Origin of the sequence: Pseudomonas sp. NPDC012596 (assembly GCF_042902325.1) — a bacterium.
Classification (GTDB): Bacteria; Pseudomonadota; Gammaproteobacteria; order Pseudomonadales; family Pseudomonadaceae; genus Aquipseudomonas.
The window spans coordinates 185894-201707 of record NZ_JBIBEB010000002.1 but is presented as its reverse complement, the minus strand read 5'-3'; the positions used below and the strand labels follow the sequence as shown (position 1 = coordinate 201707).

Annotated in this window: 16 protein-coding genes; 5 read left to right on the top strand and 11 right to left on the bottom strand. The window is 62.8% G+C overall.

Going from position 1 to position 15814, the window contains the following annotated elements:
* Positions 1–14: 14 nt before the first annotated feature.
* Together ACFY68_RS03465 and ACFY68_RS03460 are read right to left on the bottom strand one after the other, a co-directional pair.
* Positions 15–1163, bottom strand: a complete 1149-nt coding sequence (locus ACFY68_RS03465) for an NAD(P)/FAD-dependent oxidoreductase (protein WP_387523280.1) — start codon at positions 1161–1163, stop codon at positions 15–17.
* Positions 1164–1195: 32 nt separating this feature from the next.
* On the bottom strand, positions 1196–1363 hold the full coding sequence (locus ACFY68_RS03460) for a rubredoxin (RefSeq protein ID WP_346612668.1): 168 nt from the start codon (positions 1361–1363) through the stop codon (positions 1196–1198).
* Between the two features lie 127 nt (positions 1364–1490).
* Here ACFY68_RS03460 and ACFY68_RS03455 point away from each other — a divergent pair, with 127 nt between their 5' ends.
* Together ACFY68_RS03455 and ubiA are read left to right on the top strand one after the other, a co-directional pair.
* A complete protein-coding gene (locus ACFY68_RS03455) occupies positions 1491–2045 on the top strand; it encodes a chorismate--pyruvate lyase family protein (protein ID WP_387523278.1) in 555 nt (184 codons plus the stop codon).
* Entirely contained in the window at positions 2045–2941 is an 897-nt protein-coding gene (gene ubiA, locus ACFY68_RS03450; RefSeq protein WP_387523275.1) for a 4-hydroxybenzoate octaprenyltransferase, read from the top strand. Before ACFY68_RS03455 ends, ubiA begins: the two co-directional genes overlap by 1 nt.
* 115 nt (positions 2942–3056) lie before the next feature.
* Here the strand turns inward: ubiA and ACFY68_RS03445 are convergent, their stop codons facing one another.
* Complete coding sequence (locus ACFY68_RS03445) at positions 3057–3428, bottom strand: hypothetical protein (RefSeq protein ID WP_387523272.1); 372 nt, start codon at positions 3426–3428, stop codon at positions 3057–3059.
* Positions 3429–3602: 174 nt separating this feature from the next.
* Between ACFY68_RS03445 and phoB the strand changes: the two genes are divergently transcribed.
* The 3 genes from phoB to ACFY68_RS03430 all read left to right on the top strand — a co-directional run bounded on the left by phoB (position 3603) and on the right by ACFY68_RS03430 (position 7105).
* The gene (gene phoB / locus ACFY68_RS03440; protein ID WP_003253341.1) at positions 3603–4292 is read left to right on the top strand and encodes a phosphate regulon transcriptional regulator PhoB; all 690 of its coding nucleotides are present in this window, start codon (positions 3603–3605) and stop codon (positions 4290–4292) included.
* Between the two features lie 48 nt (positions 4293–4340).
* Positions 4341–5648 carry a phosphate regulon sensor histidine kinase PhoR gene (phoR, locus tag ACFY68_RS03435; protein WP_387523270.1) on the top strand — a complete coding sequence of 436 codons (1308 nt, stop codon included), beginning with the start codon at positions 4341–4343 and terminating at the stop codon, positions 5646–5648.
* A gap of 116 nt (positions 5649–5764) precedes the next feature.
* Complete coding sequence (locus ACFY68_RS03430) at positions 5765–7105, top strand: hemolysin family protein (protein ID WP_346612673.1); 1341 nt, start codon at positions 5765–5767, stop codon at positions 7103–7105.
* Between the two features lie 39 nt (positions 7106–7144).
* Here ACFY68_RS03430 and ACFY68_RS03425 read toward each other — a convergent pair whose 3' ends face one another.
* The 8 genes from ACFY68_RS03425 to ACFY68_RS03390 form a co-directional block, all read right to left on the bottom strand.
* On the bottom strand, positions 7145–7444 hold the full coding sequence (locus ACFY68_RS03425; RefSeq protein ID WP_346612674.1) for an addiction module antidote protein: 300 nt from the start codon (positions 7442–7444) through the stop codon (positions 7145–7147).
* Entirely contained in the window at positions 7441–7743 is a 303-nt protein-coding gene (locus tag ACFY68_RS03420; RefSeq protein ID WP_387523268.1) for a type II toxin-antitoxin system RelE/ParE family toxin, read from the bottom strand. Before ACFY68_RS03420 ends, ACFY68_RS03425 begins: the two co-directional genes overlap by 4 nt.
* A 41-nt stretch (positions 7744–7784) precedes the next feature.
* Positions 7785–8687, bottom strand: a complete 903-nt coding sequence (locus ACFY68_RS03415) for a M23 family metallopeptidase (RefSeq protein ID WP_387523267.1) — start codon at positions 8685–8687, stop codon at positions 7785–7787.
* A 278-nt stretch (positions 8688–8965) separates the two neighbouring features.
* Positions 8966–9859, bottom strand: coding sequence for a response regulator (locus ACFY68_RS03410; RefSeq protein ID WP_387523265.1), 894 nt, complete (start codon positions 9857–9859; stop codon positions 8966–8968).
* A 165-nt stretch (positions 9860–10024) separates the two neighbouring features.
* The gene (phoU, locus tag ACFY68_RS03405; RefSeq protein WP_346612678.1) at positions 10025–10795 is read right to left on the bottom strand and encodes a phosphate signaling complex protein PhoU; all 771 of its coding nucleotides are present in this window, start codon (positions 10793–10795) and stop codon (positions 10025–10027) included.
* Between the two features lie 79 nt (positions 10796–10874).
* Positions 10875–11708 carry a phosphate ABC transporter ATP-binding protein PstB gene (pstB, locus tag ACFY68_RS03400; protein ID WP_346612679.1) on the bottom strand — a complete coding sequence of 278 codons (834 nt, stop codon included), beginning with the start codon at positions 11706–11708 and terminating at the stop codon, positions 10875–10877.
* 72 nt (positions 11709–11780) lie between these two features.
* Complete coding sequence (gene pstA, locus ACFY68_RS03395; RefSeq protein ID WP_387523263.1) at positions 11781–13451, bottom strand: phosphate ABC transporter permease PstA; 1671 nt, start codon at positions 13449–13451, stop codon at positions 11781–11783.
* A gap of 17 nt (positions 13452–13468) precedes the next feature.
* Positions 13469–15757 carry a phosphate ABC transporter permease gene (locus ACFY68_RS03390; RefSeq protein WP_387523261.1) on the bottom strand — a complete coding sequence of 763 codons (2289 nt, stop codon included), beginning with the start codon at positions 15755–15757 and terminating at the stop codon, positions 13469–13471.
* Between the last annotated feature and the right edge of the window lie 57 nt (positions 15758–15814).

Sequence of the window (15814 nt, the reverse complement as noted above, 5' to 3'; positions counted from 1 at the left end):
AGAACGCCCGCTATTTACGCCATGAGCGCCGGTAACTGCCGATTCAACGCCAGTTTTTCCATGACCGCGTTACCCGTCAGGGCGTAACCCAGCAACTGGCCATCGGCGGCGTAACAGAGGGCTTTCAGGTCACTGCCCTGCCCTTCGACCTGCCAGTTACCTTCACGGCCCTGGGGCACAGGGGAAACCACCAAGGGGCAAGCCGGCGTCTTAACCGTGACCGGCATCGGCCCATAGCTGACCGCTGTAGGGGTGCCTGCCAGGGTCTGCGCCAGGGCACGTGCGCAGGCCATCAGGGGCATCACATAGAGCAGGTTGATGCCATCGACCTCGGCGCAATCGCCCAGCGCAAAGATGTTGGCGTGGGAGGCCCGCAGTTGGCGGTCCACGACCACCCCGCGATTGGTCTGCAGGCCGGCCGCAGCAGCCAGGTCGGTGCGCGGGCGCAGGCCGATGGCCGACACCACCAGATCGCAGGGGATGACACTGCCATCGGACAGATGCGCTTCAAGGCCATCACTCACCTGCTGCAGGCGTGTCAGCACCGGGCCGAGGTGAAAGCGCACGCCCAGGCCCTGCAGGCCACCCTGCACCGCAGCGGCCGCTGCGGGGTGCAGTAACGTCGGCATGACTTGTTCACACGGCGCCACCACATCCACCTGGAAGCCGCCCAGGCTCATGTCATTGGCGAACTCGCAGCCGATCAGGCCGGCGCCGAGGATCAACACACGCCGCTTGCCAACTGCGGCGGCACGGAAACGCGCATAGTCTTCCAGGTCATTGATCGGGAACACCTGCCCGGCGCCATCGCCCTCGATGGGCACCTGGACAGTCTGCGCGCCCCAGGCCAGCACCAGGTCGCGGTACTCCACCGCCTCTTCACCGATCCACAGGCGCTTGTGGCCGGGGTCGATGCCGCTGATACGGGTGTGCGTGCGGACCTCGGCCTTCAGCTGCGCGGCCATGGCGCCCGGCTCGGCCATGCACAGGCCGTCTGCGTCCTTCTGCTTGGCAAAGCCTGTAGAGAGCATGGGCTTTGAATAGGAGCGGCCGTCGTCGGCGGTAATCAGCAGCAGCGGCGTCTCGCCATCAAGCTTGCGAAATTCGCGGGCCAGGTTGTAGCCGGCCAGGCCGGTACCGATGATCACCACGGGGGACGTCATGTCGTGCTTTCCTCTGTTTAACGGAAGTGCGATCAGCCGATGGCGATCATTTCAAAGTCGCTTTTGCCGACGCCGCAGTCGGGGCACAGCCAGTCTTCAGGCACGTCTTCCCAGCGGGTGCCCGGCTCGATGCCATCATCCGGCCAGCCTTCGGCTTCGTCATAGATCAGGCCACAGACAATACATTGCCACTTCTTCATCGATTCTGGTTCCTCGGCGTTCAGGCTTCGTTATTTGGGCTCGTGGCCCGTTCACGGGCATTATGCAAGCAGTCGAGGCAATCATGCTAAGCTCGCCGCCTCTCTGGCTGTAACAAAGCATACCGACGTGTCGTACGAATCCCCGCAAGCAGCCGCTGTCGCGTGGCTGCCGTATTCACAGCTGGCGAATATCGACCAGCCTACTCTCGACTGGCTGTTCGACGAAGGTTCCCTGACTCGCCGCCTGACCCGCCTGTCCCACGACCACTTCAGCGTCACGCCCCTGTTCGAAGGCTGGCAGCCGCTGCGCGATGACGAATGCCTGGCGCTGGGCATCGTACCGGGCGCAGAAGGCTGGGTGCGCGAGGTGTACCTGCGCGGCCACGGCGAGCCTTGGGTGTTCGCCCGCAGCGTGGCCAGCCGCAGTGCGTTGGAGCGCGGCGGGCTGGACCTGGAAACCCTGGGCAGCCGTTCGCTAGGCGAACTGCTGTTCTGCGACCAGGCGTTCGTCCGCCACCCCATCGAGGTGTCCACTTATCCACAGCGCTGGTTGCCTGCCGAAGCAGCCCATGACGGGTTGTGGGGGCGGCGTTCGCGCTTCGAACGCGACGGCCTCGACCTGCTGGTGGCCGAGGTGTTCCTGCCGGCATTGTGGCGAGCGGCCAAGGAGGATAACCGCTGATGTACATGCAACTGCTCAAATCCCTCAACCGCGTGCACCCACGCGCCTGGGACTTCGTCCAGCTCAGCCGCATGGACAGGCCGATCGGTATCTACCTGTTGCTGTGGCCGACCCTGTCGGCGGTGTGGATTGCCGGCCAAGGTTCGCCCACCCTGGCCAACGTGCTGATCTTCGGCCTCGGCGTAGTGCTGATGCGCGCCGCTGGCTGCTGTATCAACGACTTCGCCGACCGCAAGGTGGACGGCCACGTCAAACGCACAGCCGACCGCCCACTGGCCAGCGGCCGGGTCAAACCGCGCGAGGCGTTGGCGCTGTTCGCCATCCTGGTGGCCGTGAGCTTCCTGCTGGTGCTGTGCACCAACAGCCAGACCGTGTGGCTGTCATTCGGCGCGGTGGCCCTGGCGTTCTGCTACCCGTTCATGAAGCGCTACACCTATTACCCGCAGGTGGTACTGGGCGCGGCCTATTCCTGGGGCATTCCCATGGCCTTCACCGCCGCCGGCGGCGAGCTGCCGGCCAGTGCCTGGCTGCTGTACATCGCCAACCTTTTGTGGACGGTGGGCTATGACACCTATTACGCCATGGTGGACCGGGACGATGACCTGAAGATTGGCGTGAAATCGACCGCAATTCTGTTTGGGGATGCCGACCGGAGCATCATTCTGACCCTGCAGCTGCTGTCGCTGGGTTGCTTGCTGCTTGCGGGTAGCCGCTTCGAGCTGGGTGGCTGGTTCCACCTCGGGCTGCTGGGTGCGGCGCTGTGCTTTGCCTGGGAATACTGGTCTACGCGCAAGCTGGACCGCGAGTCGTGCTTCAAGGCGTTTCTGCACAATCACTGGGCGGGGCTGCTGGTGTTCATCGGGGTAGTGCTCGACTACACACTGCGTCAAGGCTGATGGCCCTATCGCCGGCAAGCCAGCTCCCACAGGTACAGCGCTGCCTGCGAGGCCTGCACAACAACTGTGGGAGCTGGATTGCCGGCGATGGGCCGCGAAGCGGCCCCCGGCAGGCTCAAGGCTTGGCGACATGCCAGACGTCTTTCACCCCGTCACCGGTCATGTCACCGGCTTTCTTGTCCTTGACGAAGGTGTACAGGGGTTTGCCATCGTAGGCCCATTGCATCTTGCCGTCATTGCGCGTGACATGCGTCCACTTGCCTTTCGGCGCTTCATCATCCTTGTTCACAATCAGCGGCGGCCAGTTCTTGGCGCAATCGTCATTGCACACCGACTTGCCGCCCGCATCCTTGTCAAAGGTGTACAGGGTCATGCCGGCATGATCGACCCACATGCCGTCCTTCTCCATGGCATGGTGGGCCGACGCCACCCCTGGCAGCGCCAGCGCAGCGAAAAGGGCCATCCAGCTCAGCGTGTGTCGTGTCATTGGAATCACCATAAATTCGGGGGTGGAGAGAGTTCAGATTGCCGCCGCGGCGGCCCTTTCAAGCCTAGCCCAGTCATGCAATGTCGCCAGAACGGCCAACCCTCTGTCACACAGCTGCAATAATTCCGTTATCTAATGCGGGCCAGACACGATATTCCAGGAGAGGTTTAGAGCATGGTTGGCAGAAACATTCTGATCGTCGACGACGAAGCACCTATTCGCGAGATGATCGCCGTTGCCCTGGAAATGGCCGGCTATGACTGCCTGGAAGCCGAGAACTCGCAGCAGGCCCATGCGATCATCGTTGACCGCAAGCCTGACCTGATCCTGCTCGACTGGATGCTGCCCGGCACCTCCGGCATCGAACTGGCCCGCCGCCTCAAGCGCGATGAGCTGACCGGTGATATTCCGATCATCATGCTGACCGCCAAGGGTGAAGAGGACAACAAAATCCAGGGCCTGGAAGTCGGCGCCGATGACTACATCACCAAGCCGTTTTCGCCACGCGAGCTGGTGGCGCGCCTGAAAGCCGTGCTGCGCCGCACCGGCCCGAGCGACAGCGAAGCGCCGATCGAAGTCGGTGGCCTGCTGCTCGACCCGATCAGCCACCGCGTGACCATCGACGGCAAACCGGCCGAAATGGGCCCCACCGAATACCGCCTGCTGCAGTTCTTCATGACCCACCAGGAGCGCGCCTACACCCGCGGTCAGTTGCTCGACCAGGTCTGGGGCGGCAACGTCTACGTCGAGGAGCGCACGGTCGACGTGCACATCCGTCGCCTGCGCAAGGCGCTGGGTGAAGCGTATGAAAATCTGGTACAAACCGTCCGGGGCACTGGCTACCGCTTCTCGACCAAAAGCTGATCGAGCACCTGAGCGCAAGCCTGCACGTCGTTGTACAAGGACCGTCAATTGAACCAGAACTGGCACGCGACCCTGATTCGCCACTTGTTGCTGCTGATCACTGTCTGCCTGATTGGCGGCCTGGTCAGCGGCTATTACGGCTGGAGTCTGGCCATCGGCCTGGGCTTCTACCTGGGTTGGACCCTCAAACAGCTGCTGCGCCTGCACGACTGGCTGCGCAACCACAAGCCCGATGAGGCACCGCCCGATGGCTATGGCCTGTGGGGCGAGGTATTCGACAGCATTTACCACCTGCAGCGCCGCGACCAGCGCGTACGCGGCCGCTTGCAGGCGGTGATCGACCGGGTGCAGGAGTCCACCGCCGCCCTGCGTGACGCGGTGATCATGCTCGACAGCGACGGCAACCTGGAGTGGTGGAACCGCGCAGCCGAAACCCTGCTGGGCTTCAAGACCCCGCAGGATGGTGGCCAGCCGGTCACCAACCTGGTGCGCCACCCACGCTTCAAGGAATACTTCGAGTCGGAAAACTACGCCGAACCGCTGGAAATCCCCTCCCCGATCAATGACCGCATGCGGGTGCAGCTGCACCTCACCCGCTATGGCAACAACGAGCACCTGATGCTGGTGCGCGACGTCACCCGCATCCATCAGCTCGAACAGATGCGCAAGGACTTCGTGGCCAACGTCTCGCACGAGCTGCGTACGCCGCTGACGGTCATCAGCGGCTACCTGGAAACCCTGCTGGATAACGTCGAGGACGTGAACCCGCGGTGGAGCCGGGCGCTGCAGCAGATGAGCCAGCAAGGTTCGCGCATGCAAACGCTGCTCAACGACCTGCTGCTGCTGGCCAAGCTGGAAGCCACCGACTACCCGTCGGACAACCAGCCGGTGCCAGTCGATGCGTTGCTGGCCGCGATCAACAACGACGCCCAGGCGCTGTCCGGCCCCCGCAACCAGCGCATTACCCTGGAGGCCTCGCCAGGCCTGCGTTTGAAGGGCAGCGAGTCGGAACTGCGTAGCGCGTTCTCCAACCTGGTGTTCAACGCGGTGAAATACACCCAAGACGCCGGCAGCATCCGCATCCGCTGGTGGGCCGACGAACAGGGCGCCCACCTGTCGGTGCAGGACTCGGGGGTCGGTATCGACGCCAAACACCTGCCACGCCTGACCGAACGCTTCTACCGCGTCGATTCCAGCCGAGCCTCCAATACCGGGGGTACCGGGCTGGGGCTGGCGATCGTCAAGCATGTGCTGATGCGCCACCGCGGGCGCCTGGAGATCAGCAGCGTGCCAGGCCACGGCAGCACGTTCACCTGTCACTTCCCGCTGGCACAATTGGCCAACGACAAGGGTTGATGCCAAGGGCCACTTTGCTTTTGTCGCCCCAGCCGCTACATTGGATCCCCTGTGCCAGCAAACGCTGGCACTTTTCTTTCTACCTTTTCTAAGACGGACCCCGTAAAAACTCCATCATGGACCCTTCCCCTGGTATCAGCCTCACCTCGCTCTTCGCCGATTTCGGCATGATCCTTTTTGCCTTGTTCCTGGTGCTGCTCAACGGCTTCTTCGTTGCCGCCGAGTTCGCCATGGTCAAGCTGCGCTCCACGCGCGTCGAGTCCATTGCCGAACAGCACGGCTGGCGCGGCAGCATCCTGCGCAAGGTACACAACCAGCTCGACGCCTACCTGTCGGCCTGCCAGCTGGGTATCACCCTCGCCTCGCTGGGCCTTGGCTGGGTCGGTGAACCGGCATTCGCCCACCTGCTCGAACCGCTGCTGGCCTATTTCGGGGTCGATACCCCCGAACTGATCAAGGCCGTGTCGTTCTTCGTCGCCTTCTTCGTCATCTCGTACCTGCACATCGTGGTCGGCGAGCTGGCGCCCAAGTCCTGGGCGATCCGCAAACCCGAGCTGCTGTCGCTGTGGACGGCCGTGCCGCTGTACCTGTTCTACTGGTTGATGTACCCGGCCATCTACCTGCTCAACGCCAGCGCCAACACCATCCTGCGCATTGCCGGCCAGGGCGAGCCAGGCCCGCACCACGAGCACCATTACAGCCGCGAAGAGCTCAAGCTGATCCTGCACTCCAGCCGAGGCCAGGACCCAAGCGACCAGGGCATGCGCGTGCTGGCCTCGGCCGTGGAAATGGGCGAGCTGGAGGTGGTCGACTGGGCCAACTCCCGTGAGGACATGGTCAGCATCGACGCCCATGCACCGCTCAAGGAAATCCTCGCCCTGGTGCGCCGCCACAAGTTCAGCCGCTACCCGCTGTACGACGCCGAGCGTGAAGAATTCACCGGGCTTCTGCACATCAAGGACCTGCTGCTGGAGCTGGCCGAGCTGGAACACCTGCCGGAAACCGTCGACCTCGAAGACCTGGCCCGCCCGCTGGAGCGCGTGTCGCGGCATATGCCGCTGTCGCAGTTGCTGGAGCAGTTCCGCAAGGGTGGCGCGCACTTCGTGCTGGTCGAGGAAGCCGATGGCAAGGTGATCGGTTACCTGACCATGGAAGACGTGCTGGAAGTGCTGGTGGGTGACATTCAAGACGAGCACCGCAAGACCGAGCGCGGCATCCTCGCCTACCAGCCGGGCAAGCTGCTGGTGCGTGGCGATACGCCGCTGTTCAAGGTCGAGCGCCTGCTAGGCATCGACCTTGACCACATCGAGGCGGAAACCCTGGCAGGGCTGATCTACGAGACCCTCAAGCGCGTGCCTGAAGAAGAGGAAGTGCTGGAGGTCGAGGGCCTGCGCATCATCATCAAGAAGATGAAAGGGCCGAAGATCGTGTTGGCCAAGGTGCTCAAGCTCGATTGACGCAACCGGGCCGCATCGCGGCCCGGTGGATAATGCTGGTCAGTGTGCAGGTTTTATGTGCTTGCGGGTCGTCAGGTCCAAACCAACGGCTCGCATCACCGCCAGCATTGTTTTCAAGGTGGGGTTGCCCTTTTCCGAGAACGAACGGTAGAGGTGCTCCCGGGAAACGCCTGCCTCATTCGCTATGGCCGACATTCCCTTAGCGCGAGCGACCACACCAAGAGCCTGCGCGATGTAGGCTGCATCACCCGTTTCGAAAGCGTCCTCCATAAACACGGCGATTGATTCTGCGTCCGTCAGCGCTTCGGCTGGATCATAGTCATAGAACTGTTCTTTCATTCGTCGTCACTCCACTGGCTGGCCAGGGTTTTCGCTGTCTCGATATCGCGTGCCTGGCTGCTCTTGTCTCCACCACACAACAACAATACCAGCTGATGTCCACGCTGCTGGAAATACACGCGGTAACCGGGGCCGTGGTGGATACGCAGTTCACTGATGCCTTGACCCACAGGCTGAACATCACCTAGCAATCCATGCGCCAGACGAAAAATACGTGCGGCGATGATAGCCCTTGCCTGCTTGTCCCGAAGCTTGCGTTCCCAATTCCTGTAGGTGGCAGTTTGTTTGATGCTCTTCATAAAGCATTTGTAGCTTATAAATCACACAGGAGCAAGTATCCTCAAGGGTTGCCGGCCGTGAAGTCCGGCAGCCCGCCGATCGGCCGGTCGAACTGAAAGGGTATCGACTCCAGCGCCAGCCCGACGTTGCGCTGCACCACGAAGTGCAGGTGCGGCCCGCTGCTGTTGCCGGTATTGCCCGACTTCGCCAGCGCCTGCCCCAACGCCACCTGCTGCCCCTCGGCTACCACTACCGAACCGCGCATCAGGTGCAGGTACACGCCCATGGTGCCGTCCGGGTGCAGAATGCGCACGAAATTGCCTGAGGGGTGGGTGCCTCGCCCGGTCTGGTTGTTCTCGACTTTCACCACCATCCCACCCCGCGCCGCAATGATCGGTGTGCCTTCCGGCATGGCGATGTCTATGGCGTAACGGCCCTTGGGGCCGAAATGGCTGAAGCGGCCGTTGGGCCCCTGGCTGAGCCGGAACGGCCCGCCTTTCCACGGGAAGGGGTAGCGATAGGCCTGCGAACGCTGGCCAGGGTCGCCCATGGCGTATTGAAAGTTGCTGGCATACTTCAGCGGCCCGCCGGGCGCCGCCAGTACCGAGCTGAGCACCTTGGTAGAGCGCGGCCCGACCACGGCACGTATCAGCCGGGGGCCATTGCCGCCGAAGGCATTGGCCAGCTGGTCGATGCGCAGCTCGACCTGCATGGGCACGTAAAGCTCGTTACGCACCACGAAGCGAACACCGCCGGGGAACGGCTCGGTCTGCAGGCGCACCTGGCCGTCCAACCGCTCGAACATTGGCTCGCGCAGCTCGAAGGCTTTTGCGCCTGGGCTGGGCCGCTCGGAATAGGAAGCTACGCCGAAATTGTCAGTGGTCTTGTAGATGGTCATGCCCAAACTCGACGCCGAGGCCGAAAGCAAGGCACACAAAAGCAGCAAGCGGGCGATGGCGGGCATGATAGTGGCTTTTTGACAGATGACGTTCTGTCGAAGCCTAGCAGCGGGATTTGCGCAGCGGTATGACAGTTGGTCGGATGCCGGCTCCCACAGGGTGGCCACAGACTGCAGGCCCGCGAGCGCGCCGCATACCCTGTAGGAGCGGCTTCAGCCGCGAAGCAGGCGCCGCGGTGGTTGGCACCGGCTTCGCCGGTGTTCGCGGCTGAAGCCGCTCCGACAGGATCCCCGCCAAATCAGTAAGTTAGCGTTTTTTCTGTGGGAGCCGGCTTGAGGCCAGATCAGGCGCCGGGGGTGAAATGCTTCTGCGCAGTACCACGGGCGATCAACCGCGACAGGTAATCGAGCTTCTGCGCATCCTGATCGACGAACTTGAACGTCAGCTGCAACCAGTCGCTGTCAGGCTTCTGCTCCAGCGCTGCCACGGCATGCAGGTAACCATTCAAGCGGGCCACCTCGGCGCTCTCGCCCTGCTCCAGGTCAAGCACCGCCCCTTCCAGCACCTGGGGCAGGTTGGCACTGCGACGCACCACCAGCAGCGCCTCCTTGAGGCTCAGGGCCTTGATGACGCAAGGCTGGGTGCCGCTGGACAGGCGCAACTGGCCCTGGCCACGGCCGGACTGTGCAGCAGCGGCTGCAGTCTGCGGCTGCGGCGCGTTGATCAACGGTTTGGCCGCTGCAGGTGCCGCAACCTTGACCGCTTCAGGCTTGCCGCCAGTCAGCGCGCTCAAGGAGTCGTTGGCAAATGCCGAGTTGACCCGCGCCGGGCCACCTGCCATAAGGCTGTCGAGCTTGCCGATCCTGGTCAGGGCCTTTTTTACCTTGGTCAGCAGCTGCTCATTGGTGAACGGCTTGCCGACGAAGTCGGACACGCCGGCCTGGATGGCCTGAATCACGTTCTCCTTGTCGCCACGGCTGGTCACCATGATGAACTGCAGGCTCTTCATCTCTGGCTGCTGACGGCACCAGGTGAGCAGTTCCAGGCCGGACATTTCCGGCATCTCCCAGTCGCACAGGACCAGGTCGAACTGCTCTTTGCCCAATAGGGTCATGGCCTTGCGGCCGTTGACCGCGTCTTCGATGACCATGCCGGGGAAGGCATTACGCAGGCACTTCCTTACCAGATCACGAATGAACGGCGCGTCATCCACGACCAGCACATTGACTTTACTCATCGATACTCCTCTTGAACCCGGACTAGCCTACCGTCGATTGGTGGCCATTTGCCAATACCTGGGCCACGCCGGGACTTCTTTGCATCGTTCGCGGGTGCCTGCTGACTGCTCTGGCGCAAACGAAAACGCCCGGCGAAGGCCGGGCGTCGATGCTCGGGAGCAATCTTATTTATCGTCCGGTTCAGCCGGAACATTAGCGATTTCGGCCTCATCCAGCGCAGTACCCTGGACTTCTGCCTTCATGCGCTTGAGGCCCATGTGGCGCACATCGGTGCCGCGAACCAGGTAGATCACCAGCTCCGAGATGTTGCGCGCGTGGTCGCCGATACGCTCCAGCGAACGCAGGGCCCAGATAACGCTCAACACCCGCGAGATCGACCGCGGGTCTTCCATCATGTAGGTCACCAGCTCGCGCAGAGCGGTCTTGTACTCACGGTCGATGGTCTTGTCGTACTGCGCCACCGACAGCGCCAGGTCGGCGTCGAAGCGGGCGAAGGCGTCGAGCGCGTCACGCACCATGTTGCGTACCTGGTCGCCGATGTGGCGCACTTCGACGTAACCGCGCGGCGACTCGCCTTCCTCGCACAACTGGATGGCGCGGCGGGCGATCTTGGTCGATTCGTCACCAATGCGCTCCAGGTCGATCACCGACTTGGAGATGCTGATGATCAGCCGCAGGTCGGAGGCCGCCGGCTGACGACGGGCGAGGATGCGCACGCACTCCTCGTCGATGTTCCGCTCCATCTGGTTGATCTGCTCGTCGACTTCCCGCACCTGCTGGGCCAGGCCCGAGTCGGCCTCGATCAGCGCGGTGACCGCGTCGTTGACCTGCTTTTCGACCAGGCCGCCCATGGCCAGGAGGTGGCTGCGCACCTCCTCCAGCTCGGCGTTGAACTGTTGGGAAATATGGTGCGTCAGGCTTTCTTTGTTGATCATCGTTTCGCTCCGCGAAGAAGCTGCAAGCTTCAAGTAGTTCGTATCGTTCCCTGGCCCCCGCTCCCACGGGGGGAGGTGCCTAGCCGTAGCGACCGGTGATGTAGTCTTCGGTCTGCTTCTTCGCCGGGTTGGTGAACAGGGTGTCGGTATCACCGAATTCGACCAGTTTGCCCATGTACATGAAGGCGGTGTAGTCCGAAACACGGGCCGCCTGTTGCATGTTGTGGGTCACGATAACGATGGTGTACTTGGATTTCAGTTCGTAGATCAGCTCTTCGACCTTCAAGGTCGAGATCGGGTCAAGTGCCGAGCAAGGTTCGTCGAGCAGCAGTACTTCGGGCTCCACGGCGATGGTACGGGCAATCACCAGACGCTGCTGCTGGCCACCCGACAGGCCCAGAGCCGAGTCGTGCAGGCGGTCCTTGACCTCGTCCCACAGGGCGGCGCCCTTCAGGGCCCACTCGACGGCCTCGTCGAGCACGCGCTTCTTGTTGATGCCCTGGATCCGCAGACCGTAGACCACGTTCTCGTAGATGGTCTTGGGGAACGGGTTGGGCTTCTGGAACACCATCCCGACGCGGCGGCGCAGCTCGGCCACGTCCTCGCCCTTGCGGTAGATGTTGTTACCGTACAGGTTGATGGCGCCTTCAACGCGGCAGCCGTCAACCAGGTCGTTCATGCGGTTGAAGGTACGCAGCAGGGTCGATTTGCCGCAGCCGGACGGGCCGATGAAGGCGGTCACGCGCTGCTTGGGGATATTCAGGCTGACGTCGAACAGGGCTTGCTTGTCGCCATAGAACAGGCTCAGGCCCGGTACTTCGATGGCAACGGTTTCTTCGGCCAGGCGCAGGCTCTGCTTGTCGCGGCCCAGGGCAGACATGTCGATGCCGTGGGTGTGGGATTCTTGCTGCATGGTCAACTCCATACGCTATCAATTCGTTTCAAAGGGCCGCCCGGCTGCGGGCGGCACGCTTGCAAATCAGGCTCAGTGGTCGAGCGCCTTGTACTTCTCGCGCAAGTGGTTACGGATCCACACCGCCGAGAGGTTGAGGGTGGCAATCACCATTACCAGCAGCAGCGCGGTGGCGTACACCAGTGGCCGCGCGGCCTCGACGTTGGGGCTCTGGAAGCCGACGTCGTAGATGTGGAAGCCCAGGTGCATGATTTTTTGGTCCAGGTGCAGGTACGGGTAGTTGCCGTCCAGCGGCAACGACGGCGCCAGCTTCACTACACCCACCAGCATCAGCGGCGCTACTTCACCGGCAGCGCGGGCCACGGCGAGGATCATGCCGGTCATCATCGCCGGGCTGGCCATCGGCAGCACGATCTTCCACAGGGTCTCGGCCTTGGTCGCACCCAGCGCCAGCGAACCCTCACGCACCGTGCGTGGGATGCGCGCCAGGCCTTCTTCGGTGGCCACGATCACCACCGGCACCGCCAGCAGCGCCAGGGTCAGCGATGCCCACAGCAGGCCCGGGGTACCCAGGGTCGGTGCCGGCAGCGATTCAGGGAAGAACAGCCGGTCGATCGAACCACCCAGCACGTAGACGAAGAAGCCCAGGCCGAACACGCCGTAGACGATCGCCGGAACGCCCGCCAGGTTGTTCACGGCGATGCGGATCAGGCGGGTCACCGGGCCTTGCCTGGCGTATTCACGCAGGTAGACCGCGGCCAGTACGCCGAACGGTGTAACGATCACGGCCATGATCAGGGTCATCATCACGGTACCGAAGATCGCCGGGAAGATACCGCCCTCGGTGTTGGCTTCACGCGGGTCGTCGCTGAGGAACTCCCAGACCTTGGCGAAGTAGGTGCCCATCTTGGTCAGCCCGGACATGCCGTTCGGCTGGATGGCATGCACCACCTTGCTCAGGTTGATCTCCACTTCGCGGCCGTTGCCGTCGCGGGCGACCAGGCTGTCGCGGGCGAACGCCTGGTGCAGGCCGCTGAGGCGGTCTTCGATGGCCTTGTAGCGGTTGTTCAGCTCGGCACGCTCGGCGTCCATGTCGGCCTGGGCAGCAGCGTCCAGCTTGCCTTCCAGCTCCAGCTTGCGACCGTGCAGGCGCAGGCGTTCGAGGCCATGGTTGATGGCACCGATGTCTTTCTTCTCAAGCTGCTGCAGTTCGCCGTTGAGCTGGTTGGCGCGCTTGAGGCGGGCTTGCAGCTCATTCCAGGCATCAGCGCCTTGGGCAACGACACGGCCTTCTTCCTTGACGCTGACCAGGTAGCCATAGAAGTTGCCCCACTCGCGGCGCTCCAGGGCGATCAGGTCGGCCGGGTGCTGTTCATCGACCAGCCAGTCGCCGACCACCCAGGTGAAGTCGCTGCCGTTGAGGTCGCGGTTACCCACCTTGATCAGCTCGCGAGTCATGAACTCCGGGCCTTCGTCCGGTACCGGCAAGCCGGCACCTTTCAGGCGGGCGCGGGGCACCTCTTCCTTCTGTACCACTTCACCGACCACGATATGGTCAGCCTGGCCCGGCACCTTGTAGGTTGCCTGGACCAGGTCGGCAGGCCAGAAGTGGCCCAGGCCGCGCACGGCGATCACAGCCAGCAGGCCGACGGTCATGATCACCGCCATGGCCACCGCGCCACCGCTGATCCAGACGCCGGGGGCGCCGCTCTTGAACCAGCCTTTGAGGGAATCCTTTTTCACGGATCTCTACCTTTCTATCAAAGCGACGAGTATTTCTTGCGCAGACGCTGGCGAATCAGCTCGGCCAAGGTGTTCATGACGAAGGTGAACATCAGCAGCACAAGTGCTGCGAGGAACAGCACGCGATAATGGCTGCCGCCAACTTCCGACTCGGGCATCTCGACCGCCACGTTGGCGGCCAGGGTGCGCATACCTTCGAACAGGTTCATCTCCATCACCGGGGTGTTGCCGGTGGCCATCAGCACGATCATGGTCTCGCCCACCGCACGGCCCATACCGATCATCAGCGCCGAGAAAATACCCGGGCTGGCGGTCAGGATGACCACGCGGGTCAGGGTCTGCCACGGCGTCGCACCCAGGGCCAGGGAGCCCAGGGTCAGGCTGCGCGGCACGCTGAACACGGCGTCTTCGGCGATCGAGTAGATGTTCGGGATAACCGCGAAGCCCATGGCGATACCGACTACCAGGGCGTTGCGCTGGTCGTAGGTGATACCCAGGTCGTTGGTGATCCACAGGCGCATGTCACCGCCGAAGAACCAGGTCTCCAGGTACGGGCTCATGGTCAGGGCGAACCAGCCGGTGAACAGGATCACCGGGATCAGGATCGCGGCTTCCCAACCATCCGGCACACGCAGGCGGATCGACTCCGGCAGGCGGCTCCAGATGAAGCCCGCCAGCAGGATGCCGAACGGCATCAGCACGAACAGGCTGAACACACCCGGCAGGTGGCCTTCCAGGTACGGTGCCAGGAACAGGCCGGCGAAGAAGCCGAGGATCACCGTCGGCATCGCTTCCATCAGTTCGATCACCGGCTTGACCTTGCGGCGCATGCCCGGGGCCATGAAGTAGGCGGTGTAGATGGCAGCGGCAATGGCCAACGGTGCCGCCAGGATCATCGCGTAGAACGCGGCCTTGAGGGTACCGAAGGTCAGTGGCGACAGGCTCAGCTTGGGCTCGAAGTCGGTGTTCGAAGCGGTCGACTGCCAGACGTACTTGGGCTCGTCGTAGTTCTCGTACCAGACCTTGCCCCACAGTGCGCTGAAGGACACTTCAGGGTGCGGGTTCTTCAGGCTCAGCGGCAGCAGCTTGCCACCTTCTTCGATGATGATGCGGTTGGCCCGTGGCGACAGGGCCAGAATGCCAGCACCTTCGGCAGCCGCCTCAACCAGCAGAGTACGGTGCGCGGTGCTGTGGAACACACCAAGCTTGCCGTCGCTGTCCAGGGCGATGAAGCCCTTGCGGCGCTCTTCGGCATCGATCTGCACAACCGGCGCCTTGCCCATCTGGAAGGTGCGGATCTGCTTGAAGCGCGATTCGCCATCTGGGTCGCGGGCCATGAACCACTGGGCCAGGCCACCTTTGGAGTCACCCACGATCAGCGAGATGCCGCCGACCAGTTGCGCGGTGGCGGTGATCTCGGTGTCGGCGCTCTCGGACAGCTTGTAGCGGCCGTTGAGGCTCTTGTCACGCAGGCTGAAAACGTCTGCGGTGGCACGGCCGTTGATCACGTACAGCCACTGCTGGCGCGGGTCGATGAAGATGTTCTTCACCGTCTCGGTCATCTGCGGCAGTTCGATGCGGTTCTCTTCGGTGGTGACCTCGTCGGTCATCATGTTCTCGGTGCGCGTCAGCTCGAGCACCTGCAGGTGCGCGCCGGTAGAGCCGGCCAGCAGCAGGGTATCGCCGTTGACGTTGACGCTGACGTGTTCCAGCGCACGGCCTTGGTCATCGAGCACGAACGGCTCCTGGCCGTATGGGTAGTCGATGCCGGGGGTGATGGTCTTCTTGTTGTCCGGGTAAGTGATCTTGTAGGTGTGGTGGAACACCAGCGCCTTACCGTTGGACAGCCCCAGCACCACCATCGGGCTGCCCGGCTGGTCGGTGCTGATCGAACTGACTTGCGTGCCTGCTGGCAGCGGCAGGTCGACACGCTTGAGCTCATTACCGGTCTTGGTATCGAAGAACAGTGCCTGACCCTTGTCCGAAACGCGCATGCCGACCAGGTTCTGCTCTTCAAGGGCGATCATCAGCGGCTTGCCGGCATCCTGCTGCAGCCAGGTCGGCTCCAGTGCCTTCTTGCTGGTTAGCTCGGCGCCCTGGAACAGCGGCAGCACCACGTAAGCCAGGTAGAAGAAGATCAGGGTGATGGCTGCCAGCACGGCAAGCCCGCCCACCAGTACATACCAGCGGGTCAGGCGATCCTTGAGAGCGCGCATGCGGCGCTTGCGTTGCAACTCGGGCGTATTGAAATCAATCCGCACGGGAGGGGAATTTTGGGTCATTGTGGAGTTGGCCAGATCATTCATGCGCACACCCTAGCGGTCCCGTATGACAAAAACATGACAGTGCATTGACGCAAAAAA

Excerpts from the sequence above, each read along its gene's own strand:
- ACFY68_RS03465 (WP_387523280.1), bottom strand. The coding sequence starts at position 1,163 with ATGACGTCCCCCGTGGTGATCATCGGTACCGGCCTGGCCGGCTACAAC.
- ACFY68_RS03460 (WP_346612668.1), bottom strand. The coding sequence starts at position 1,363 with ATGAAGAAGTGGCAATGTATTGTCTGTGGCCTGATCTATGACGAAGCC.
- ubiA (WP_387523275.1), top strand. The coding sequence starts at position 2,045 with ATGTACATGCAACTGCTCAAATCCCTCAACCGCGTGCACCCACGCGCC.
- ACFY68_RS03445 (WP_387523272.1), bottom strand. The coding sequence starts at position 3,428 with ATGACACGACACACGCTGAGCTGGATGGCCCTTTTCGCTGCGCTGGCG.
- phoB (WP_003253341.1), top strand. The coding sequence starts at position 3,603 with ATGGTTGGCAGAAACATTCTGATCGTCGACGACGAAGCACCTATTCGC.
- ACFY68_RS03430 (WP_346612673.1), top strand. The coding sequence starts at position 5,765 with ATGGACCCTTCCCCTGGTATCAGCCTCACCTCGCTCTTCGCCGATTTC.
- ACFY68_RS03425 (WP_346612674.1), bottom strand. The coding sequence starts at position 7,444 with ATGAAAGAACAGTTCTATGACTATGATCCAGCCGAAGCGCTGACGGAC.
- ACFY68_RS03420 (WP_387523268.1), bottom strand. The coding sequence starts at position 7,743 with ATGAAGAGCATCAAACAAACTGCCACCTACAGGAATTGGGAACGCAAG.
- ACFY68_RS03415 (WP_387523267.1), bottom strand. The coding sequence starts at position 8,687 with ATGCCCGCCATCGCCCGCTTGCTGCTTTTGTGTGCCTTGCTTTCGGCC.
- ACFY68_RS03410 (WP_387523265.1), bottom strand. The coding sequence starts at position 9,859 with ATGAGTAAAGTCAATGTGCTGGTCGTGGATGACGCGCCGTTCATTCGT.
- phoU (WP_346612678.1), bottom strand. The coding sequence starts at position 10,795 with ATGATCAACAAAGAAAGCCTGACGCACCATATTTCCCAACAGTTCAAC.
- pstB (WP_346612679.1), bottom strand. The coding sequence starts at position 11,708 with ATGCAGCAAGAATCCCACACCCACGGCATCGACATGTCTGCCCTGGGC.
- ACFY68_RS03390 (WP_387523261.1), bottom strand. The coding sequence starts at position 15,757 with ATGAATGATCTGGCCAACTCCACAATGACCCAAAATTCCCCTCCCGTG.